The 8,735-nt window shown below is 41.6% G+C and carries 6 protein-coding genes and 1 pseudogene; 3 read left to right on the forward strand and 4 right to left on the reverse strand.

What is annotated here, in order from left to right; all coding sequences use genetic code 11:
• Window positions 1-127, forward strand: a pseudogene (locus AB3112_RS05635) (IS30 family transposase); the annotation flags it as partial.
• Between the two features lie 164 nt (window positions 128-291).
• Here AB3112_RS05635 and AB3112_RS05640 read toward each other — a convergent pair.
• The 4 genes from AB3112_RS05640 to AB3112_RS05655 all read right to left on the reverse strand — a co-directional run bounded on the left by AB3112_RS05640 (window position 292) and on the right by AB3112_RS05655 (window position 6,391).
• Window positions 292-675, reverse strand: coding sequence for a type II toxin-antitoxin system HicB family antitoxin (locus AB3112_RS05640; RefSeq protein WP_084974420.1), 384 nt, complete (start codon window positions 673-675; stop codon window positions 292-294).
• Between the two features lie 646 nt (window positions 676-1,321).
• Window positions 1,322-1,768 carry a hypothetical protein gene (locus AB3112_RS05645; protein WP_057910596.1) on the reverse strand — a complete coding sequence of 149 codons (447 nt, stop codon included), beginning with the start codon at window positions 1,766-1,768 and terminating at the stop codon, window positions 1,322-1,324.
• A gap of 191 nt (window positions 1,769-1,959) precedes the next feature.
• Window positions 1,960-4,707: a BspA family leucine-rich repeat surface protein gene (locus AB3112_RS05650; protein ID WP_367334089.1), complete on the reverse strand. Its 2,748-nt coding sequence runs from the start codon at window positions 4,705-4,707 to the stop codon at window positions 1,960-1,962.
• A 727-nt stretch (window positions 4,708-5,434) separates the two neighbouring features.
• On the reverse strand, window positions 5,435-6,391 hold the full coding sequence (locus AB3112_RS05655) for an NmrA family NAD(P)-binding protein (protein ID WP_084974427.1): 957 nt from the start codon (window positions 6,389-6,391) through the stop codon (window positions 5,435-5,437).
• A gap of 99 nt (window positions 6,392-6,490) precedes the next feature.
• Between AB3112_RS05655 and AB3112_RS05660 the strand changes: the two genes are divergently transcribed.
• Window positions 6,491-7,381: a LysR family transcriptional regulator gene (locus AB3112_RS05660; protein WP_367334090.1), complete on the forward strand. Its 891-nt coding sequence runs from the start codon at window positions 6,491-6,493 to the stop codon at window positions 7,379-7,381.
• A 219-nt stretch (window positions 7,382-7,600) separates the two neighbouring features.
• Window positions 7,601-8,551, forward strand: coding sequence for a DMT family transporter (locus AB3112_RS05665; RefSeq protein ID WP_084974433.1), 951 nt, complete (start codon window positions 7,601-7,603; stop codon window positions 8,549-8,551).
• Window positions 8,552-8,735: the final 184 nt, after the last annotated feature.

The following is an 8,735-nucleotide window of genomic DNA, read 5'->3' on the forward strand; positions in this document are numbered from 1 at the left end:
AGATGAATTTGTCCAGGCAGTTGCTAGTCGACGGAACCATATTCCCAGAAAAAGTCTCAATTATCAAACACCACTTGAGGCATTCGTAAATCAAATCACTGATGAGCAGCTAAAATTTCTAACTTAATTTGACATTTGAAGATTGAATAAGAGCTGTTACAAAATTGTGATGAGGTAAAAGAAATTGAAAGCTCCAATGTTCTTTGGATAACTGATTCTTCAAAATTTGGATAATGGGGATGATAATTAATGAAGGGAACGCTAATTTCACATTCTAAATTGTGATGTCTTTTACTTGTATTCGTGCCCTTTTCGTTCTCCCCAATCTAATTCACTTTCTCTTATCCCATCATCTTTCCAGCCATCAAACAAATCATGAATGTTTGTTGGCCTTTGTCCCATATGCTCGAGTTTATCCTTCATGTTTGCCCTTACCAAACGAACTATCTTGTTTGGATTCTCATCTTGGATCCGTTTCAGATCAGAAGGGTGTGGATATTTTTCATAGTCGGGCAAGGCAACAGCAAGCGCATCAGGTGCCTCACGTATGGCATCTTTAAGTGTTTTACCTTGTGAGACCGTGTCTGGAATATCGGGGAAGGTAACAGTGTAAAAGCCACCGTTATTCTGGTTGTCAAATACAGCAGGGTAGGCAACAACGTCTGGATTTTTCATGTTTTAGTGCCTTCTTTCGAATTTTGGATTTCTTGGTATTCCTAGTATAGAGGATATATAGCCCATTGGCGATGATCAGGTAAAGTAAGCGCCATCCCCATTTTATTGATCTAAAAGCTTCCGACATTGGTTGTCGAGAGCTACTTTGTCTTTTTGAACCAGAAAAGAATCGTACAAGCGAAGATCAGATTCGTGGGAATGTTGAGACTTCATTAGATGCCATAGACTTCAGTTCTTGTTCCAAAAAGCACAGAAACTGATGATTTACACGTAAGATGATGCTATTATTAAGCAGAATAGTGGGTGAATGTAGATTATCGAAAGCTGCAATAATTTGAGGGAGGAGTAAGCCACATGAGAGAATTAATTGATTACATATGGAATATGCCTATGTGGACATTCATCGTGTGTGTATTCGTTGGGTTTGGAATATTGTCTGATTATTTTTCAGATCTTATTGGCTCCGTTGCTCGTCATTTTAAGAATGAATCAAAAAATAACTCAAAAAGATAACTCAAAAAAGATCCCCGGCATTTTAGTCGAGGATCTTCTTTATAATGCGGTTTAATAGATCTCTTGGAATAACCGGGTTCTTGTTTGAAATAAAGTAAGCATCGTTGCTGAATTGTATTCTACTTATTATCCCTTAATTCCAGATGGGAACGGTTTTGCCATATGAATAGGGGACCTTTGTTTTAAAGAGGCGATAATAAATTTGTCCCTCTCTGAACTGTAAGGATCGATGCCATTTACCTTTGACCTTAATTGAAGAATATCGATAATATGCAACTGGCCCAGCGTCTTTATTCACAGGATTGATATAATACCAAGTTTGACCATGTCGATGAACTTTTGCAACGGTCACTTTGAAATGGTTATAAGAATAATGATTTTGAAAATAGTCGCGTGTAAATAAGTAGTGCTTTGTCAATTTGATCTTATAATATGGCTCGCCTTGTTGGTACTTATACCAAGTTCCTCTCATCTTGGCTGGGACGGTTCTTGTTGCGGCGTGAGATGTTCCCGTTACGACAAATGAAAATGTAGCACACGCTATTAAGGTTAGTGGTATTGCGATGGTTGATTTTTTCATAGTTTCCCCTCCATACGTACTATTAGTCAGCACCTCTGGCTAGTTAATATTTAAATTATATCGTATTTTTATCCGATAAAGTGGTCATTTTGATTTTTTTATATCTTCATAAGAAAAGATAATAAACCCCTTGAATTAGATTTCTCCAATACAAGGGGTTCAGTTCAACTTAATTTCGAAGATCTTTGTGTTTAGTTTGCTATCTTCACGTACTTATGATTACCATTCACATAACCACCAGCAATTCGGTATCTCAGTACGCCAGATTTGCTCATATCATGTGCAGCCGAGAAGTCATAATTCCTGATCTTAATCTTAGTACCTTTCTTAAAATGCTTATTCTTGCCGGTTAGATTAACCGTCTTGTAACGATTAATGGCTTTTTTAACAACGGCATACCGTGGTTGCTTGTGTTTGCCCATATTTACCAGCTTACGATTCCCAGTGATGTACTGGCCATTACTGAGAACGTAACGGGTTGTCAAATTGTGATGAACAAATTTAGTCACATGGAGCACGGTGCCTTGTTTGTAGCTCCTGACTTTACCAGTTAAATTGGCTTTCTTATAGGCATTTATGCCGCGCGGGCTGATCACAGTCACGGTCGTATGCTTACTTTGATAATAGACTGGTCGAACGTACTTCCAGTTGGCAGTGATGTAGCCTGTTTTTCCTGCGGTTAGGCTCCTATGGTTGACGTCACGTACTTTGTAACGCAGGGTACCGGAGTTGGAACGCGCATAACCAGTGACGACAAACATTGGCCGGTATACTCTTGGCTTCTTCACATACTTAGCGATGCGGTCATGCTTGTTGAAGTTGGCGTGCTTGTAAAGGTAGAGATGGTTGATAGCGTAAATGGCTGATCCTTTGGTGGCTGCGTAATTCGGTATAACCGGACTACTTGGTGGAGTTGGCGTCGGTTGCGGAACTGGTAACGGATTGGGAGTTGGTGTAGGTGCGGGGGTTGGAATCGGGGCTCCTTTGGCAATCACGTGCACGATCACATTTTTAGAAATATTACCATTGGTATAGGTAACTTTATAATCGCCAGCAACATTTGTATTTATGTTACCTGACACAGTAATCTTATCAAGCCCAATGGAATGTCCATCTTTGTCGGTAGCTGACTTAAATCCTCGTTGTGGATTCCATTCCTCACCAATTGTTAAGTAGATTGGGGTGTTTACATTCAGCGACAGCTTGCCATCACTCACAATAACCTCTGTGTTCGTAGTTTTCCCATTATACGAGTAAGTGACCGTGTGCGTACCAGCAGCATTTGTAGGAAAATCATCTCCAGATACCGTCATGCCTTTATCTAGAGCAGATTGAAAGTCTGTAACAATTTGCCCGGTTTGAGTTGTTAATGAAATGAAGGTCATACTAGGATTATACTGATCACCAACTTCAATACTAAAATCAGGCTTTGAAAAAATCGCAGAGTGGTCGGCAACCCCACCCCCGACCACCCACAGCTCAGTTTTACTTGGATGGCTCGAGTTTTTTATATCATACAATGCCATTAAATCATTTGGTAGATAAAGAGCACCTTTTGGATTGGCAATAGTGCCCCCATTCTCTGCATCCACGGCTTGCCATTTATCTGATCCAAGAGGAGCCTCTAAAATGGGGTTCCTATCGTTGTCTTTCACATTAAATTGAACATTTGGTCCAAGCTCCAATACTGATAAATGTGTAAGCCCTGTAAGCATGCCTTTGACGCTGTGCAGAGGAAGATCAGAATCGATGGCTAGAGCTTCGTTAGTATTAAAATTGGACAAGTCAAGTAAAGAAAGATTTGAATCATAAGCGAACATATAAGCCATATCTCTTGCTTGTATTGTATTAAAATGTGAAACATCGAGCTTCAAAAGTGATGAATCTTCTGCAAACATAGAATTCATGTCTCTTACGTTAGAGGTATCAAAGTTTGAGACCTCTAAGTGAGCTAAGCTACTATCTTTCCCAAACATCGCGCGCATTTCAGTTACTTTGGAAGTATTAAATTGGGTGACATCTAAATTGGTTAAAGATGAAGCATTATAAAACATAGCTGTCATATTAGTCACCTTGGAGGTGTCAAAACTAGAAACATTCAGATTTTCTAAGCTCGGAACATTCTCGAACATATAGCTCATGTCGGTAACGTTTGATGTATCAAAATTGGTGAGGTCTAAATTGATTAAAGATGAATCGGAATCAAACATAGATTTCATACTTGTTACGTTAGAAGTATTAAAACTTGAAACATTTATACTCTTCAAGGAAACATCAGCGACGAACATTTCATGCATACTGGTGACTTTGGAGGTGTCAAAGCTTGAAAGATCTAAGTCTGTTAGAGATTGATCATCCCTAAACATGTAAATCATATTAGTTACGTTGCTTGTATTAAAATTGGAAACATCGAGATGGGTCAAAGAAGAATCTCCAAGAAACATAGCACCCATATTCGTTACTTGTGATGTGTCAAGGCTTGAAAGATCAAGACTTACCAACGATGAATCATTGTAAAACATATTAGCCATGCTAGTAACTTGACTTGTGTTTAGGTTGTCCAACCCTTCGATTGTTGTGAGCGCAGACATACCGTAAAACAAAGAGAGTGCGTTAATTCCTTTAAGGACTACTGGTTTATTTATTAGTATTTTTTTGACGGTACGATTATTAATCCATGGGAAGAACTTGTCATTAGGATTTGAGGACGTTCCACCCTCAAGAGTTAAAACGCCATCCTCAAGAGTGTAGGAAATCCCATCATAAACTTTAACTTGACCAGTTTCACCGGATTGCAAATTAATATTAGTAGAAATTATTGAATCAGATTGATTTCCAAAAATACTATCCCCGTTGGCTTTGATCGATGGTATGGTACTAGCACTTCCAAGTATAAGTAAGCTGGTTACCAACCCTTTAATGAACGCTTTTCTATTCATAATTATAATCCCCCAAAATAAACTTCCTTAAATACCGAAAAAACTCTAAATTCAGCAAGCTAGTTAAAACCTAAATGGCATGAATTCCATAACAATATTATACACCTACATTAAATCATTATCGAAAATAGTGAATTGAAGAAAATATTTAACAAAAGTCCACTTATTGGAGCATAATATTTCCGTCAATAATAAACTAGAGACAAATTATCTTGAGGTAGATCGGCATGGAAGTTACAGAGTTAAAAACAGCCTAAAAGTTTAGTGAAAATTGCGAGAAACAAGGTTCTGAGGAAGGCCAACGCCTTTCCAAAAAACAATTGGTCCCATCGTCCCGGATTGAGCAGAATCATTTGCTTGTGATGTTGTAGTCGGATTATTTTGGACAGCCTGCTGATCGCTTGCTGATACATTATTGTAAATGTAAAAACCCCCAATATCAACGATACGGTTGCAATTGAACTATATATCCAACTTCTAGTTAACCCCATTTACTTTCTTCCCCGAATTCCCTTCTAGCAAAATAGATTGAATAATAAATGTGAAGCCCCCAATGAATCATGCCATAAACTTGTAGTCGTTAGCATTATATATCTAGAATTTTAATAATAGTGGCTAGAACACTTTCTTTTTTCAGGGTATATAAAGCATCCCACCAAAAAAGCCCGCCCACCAAAGTGAACGAGCTCCACAAAACGCCAAACGAATCCGGCAAACACGGCCAAGACTACTTCATCTGCCGCCAGTTGGTAATATGATCTTTCCAAATATAATCGAACTCGCCAATGACTTCTTCGGGGGTCTTTGGCTTGTCTCCGGTCAGCTCTTCGATGTCGTTTGATTTAACATCCAACAGGCCATCGGCAATTGACTTGTCGTTATCGACCACATCGTTGGCGCTGAATGGTGCGGGGGACTTGGAGAAGTCGCCGGACATGTCATGGGGGATGTTTAGGGCTGCCAGGTAATCATAATATTCTTCTCTTGTGGCGGGTACGTATTCGAGCTTTTGGCCCGAACGTTTGCTGATCATGTCGGCAATTTGGCGAATCGAAATGGATTCTGATCCGACAATGTTATAGACCTTACGTGTGCCTTTGCCAAGAAGTGAGGCGGCACCGGCCTTGGCACAGTCATCTTTATAAACCAAAGTGGCTTTACCTTCACCGGCAGTCGTTACCCAGCGGTTGTTTGACATAAAGGCCAACATTGCCCGCATCGTCATAAAGGTTTCCATGTACAGATTGTTCCGCAGGGCGGTATAATCAATGCCAGTACTTTCCAAATAATGCTCAGTTGCGGTATGGTCAGGGGTCACAAAGATGTGTTGGTAAGCAGGATCGGTTGCGCCAACAAATGACGTGTAGGTAATATGCTTAATGCCGTCAGCAATCGCTGCGTCAATCGCGTCACGATGCTGCTGAACGCGTTTACCGACATCCAGTCCGGAAATCAAGTAAAGGCGGTCGCCGCCTTCAAACGCTTTAAGCATGGATGCCTTATCATTGTAATCGGCTTCAACAACGCGGACACCCGCATCCTGCCAGCGTTTTAACTTATCCTTTGGTAAACGATCCACTTTATAACAGGTGAACGTCAATTGATCGCCGCTCACATTCTTTAACATTAATTCGGCAACTCGACCAGCAAGTTTGCCATCTGCTCCAGTAACGATATATCTCATAATGAACATCCTTTCTTGTTTACAAGTTCAATATATCACATGAAATGCCGTCTGGTTATCACGCTTATTTATAGACTATGAAAGATTGGAATGATGAATTTGAATTTTCAACAATTGCAATGCTTTGTCACCGTGTCAGAAACGCTCAACTTCTCCACGGCCGCAAAACGGCTTCACTTATCGCAGCCCGCAGTTTCTAAAAATATCAAGCAACTTGAGACCGAATTGTCATTTGAATTGTTTAGAAGAAGCCAACATGAAGTCTCATTGACAGCAGCCGGATTGGAATTCTCCAAACAAATGGCTAACGTTTTGATACTCACTGAGCAAGCAATCATTGATAGTCGTGAAATTAGTGAACAGGAGAAGACGTCTCTGAAGATTGGCTACACCAACGCGATGATTGAAAACAAGCTGCTGCCGAAACTTTTGGCGAGTGCCCGCCACCAGCTTGCAAACGTCCGCCTGTCTCTTCGAAGCTTTGACTTGAGTACGGGTTTGAGCAATCTTCAAAGAGGGGTGTTTGATTTAATTTTAACGACGCGAGACACGATCGGTGCCAATCCCGAAGTCGAATTTGTCCCATTACATCAAGGGCACTTTAACGTCATCTTACCCATCGGCCATCGGCTCAGTGATCATCAAATTCTGACGTTTTCAGATTTGGAAAACCTGCAGCTGATCTTCTTCAATCCACTGCAGGCACCACCAGAAAGCGCCGCTTTGCAAAATACGTTCATTCAAGCTCCGGGAACCCTTCATTACCAGACAGCGGACACGGTCAACACCGCGATCAACATGGTTCAAGGTGGCGCCGGATTAGCAATCCTGCCGTCCTTTGCCGTTGACACGGAGGTTTCCCAGGTCACGGCCATTCCGTTAGATTACCCAGTTGTCTTGGATTATGGGGTCGCTTATCTCCGCAGCCGCACATCACCTTCTTTGGTGGCAGTTGTGAAGCTGATAGAGACGTTGATGGCGAAGATATAACTGGGATGCGGCTTGGTTATTGAAGCTGTTCAACGTGGACAGGGGCGCCCTTTTGGTGGCTGGAATCGCCCGGCACGCGGTCGGCTATCTGAGTTTCAGTCCCAAGGTGATTTCCGTCATGCCAAGTTGAAGCCAAAACGAACCAAACGGCGTATAATTTTTAACGGGTCATTTAAGCACCATTATGAAGCTAGACCATTCAAATAGGAGAGATGAGAAATGCTAGTTTTTATGACCATATCAGTAATCGCGGGATTCTTGCTTGCCAATCAAAGTCCGATCAACTCAAATCTGAGTACCGTGGTGAAGTCGCCATTCATCGCCGCCGCAATTTCGTTTATCGTTGGGACCATTTTTCTGGCAATCACATCTTTATCCATGAGCGGCAGAATTTTTCCCAGTCTATCGTTTATCCAGACTCAGCCTGCATGGATCTGGTTAGGCGGAATTTTGGGATCCATTTATTTAACATCAAACGTGCTATTATTCCCCCAAATTGGGGCGATTCAGACCGTTATTCTGCCGGTTCTCGGCCAAATCGTGATGGGAACGATTATTGATATGTTTGGCTGGTTTGGCGCCAAACAACTGCCGATGACTTGGATTAAGTTCATTGGGATTATCATTATGGTCGTCGGAATCTTTATTGCGGTTGTTGTCCCCAGCATTAAAAACCGGGACGTCAGGCAGTTTGATTCGGAAACAGTATCTGGTCAGCATCCCACGGTTGTCCTGGGCTGGCAAATTTGGGCGGTAGTGATTGGCTTTGTGGCCGCCACTCAGCAAGCCATCAACGGTCACTTGGGAACCTTGCTGGGCTCGCCGAGTCAAGCATCATTCGTCTCGTTTGCAGTTGTAACGGTGATTGTGATTTTAGTCGCGCTGGCAGTTGATAAACGGCTTCCAAATATCCAACAGCTCAAGGAAACCAAAGCCTGGAACTGGCTGGGCGGGATTCTCGGCTCGCTATTTGTCTTGGCATCCGTGATTACGATTCCCAAGATTGGTGCCGGCTTAACGATTATGATGGGGTTGCTCGGTCAAATATTTGGCTCCATTTTAATTCAACAATTTGGCTGGTGGAAATCCATGAAGAGTCGGGTCGTTCTGGCTCAAATTGTTGGGATGATTATCATGCTGATCGGGGTTGTTTTGATTAAGTTGGCGTAAAAACAGCATCCAAACCACTTTAAAGAGTTTCCTTGTAGAAAAACAAAAGGCAGCCAGAAATGGCTACCTTTTTTCTACGCTTTGTGCGATTTTGAAATTGAAAATTATCATCGTTCAGGACTGCATTGTGGTGTCTTAAGTGTGCTGTTCCATTAATAACTCAGCGCCATCATCATCCGCTTCG

The sequence above is a fragment of the Lentilactobacillus sp. genome (assembly GCF_040773105.1).
Taxonomy (GTDB): domain Bacteria; phylum Bacillota; class Bacilli; order Lactobacillales; family Lactobacillaceae; genus Lentilactobacillus; species Lentilactobacillus parabuchneri.

Bases quoted from the DNA above. Each gene is read 5' to 3' on its own strand.
- AB3112_RS05655 (WP_084974427.1), bottom strand. From the start codon at position 6,391: ATGAGATATATCGTTACTGGAGCAGATGGCAAACTTGCTGGTCGAGTT.
- AB3112_RS05645 (WP_057910596.1), bottom strand. From the start codon at position 1,768: ATGAAAAAATCAACCATCGCAATACCACTAACCTTAATAGCGTGTGCT.
- AB3112_RS05640 (WP_084974420.1), bottom strand. From the start codon at position 675: ATGAAAAATCCAGACGTTGTTGCCTACCCTGCTGTATTTGACAACCAG.
- AB3112_RS05665 (WP_084974433.1), top strand. From the start codon at position 7,601: ATGCTAGTTTTTATGACCATATCAGTAATCGCGGGATTCTTGCTTGCC.
- AB3112_RS05650 (WP_367334089.1), bottom strand. From the start codon at position 4,707: ATGAATAGAAAAGCGTTCATTAAAGGGTTGGTAACCAGCTTACTTATA.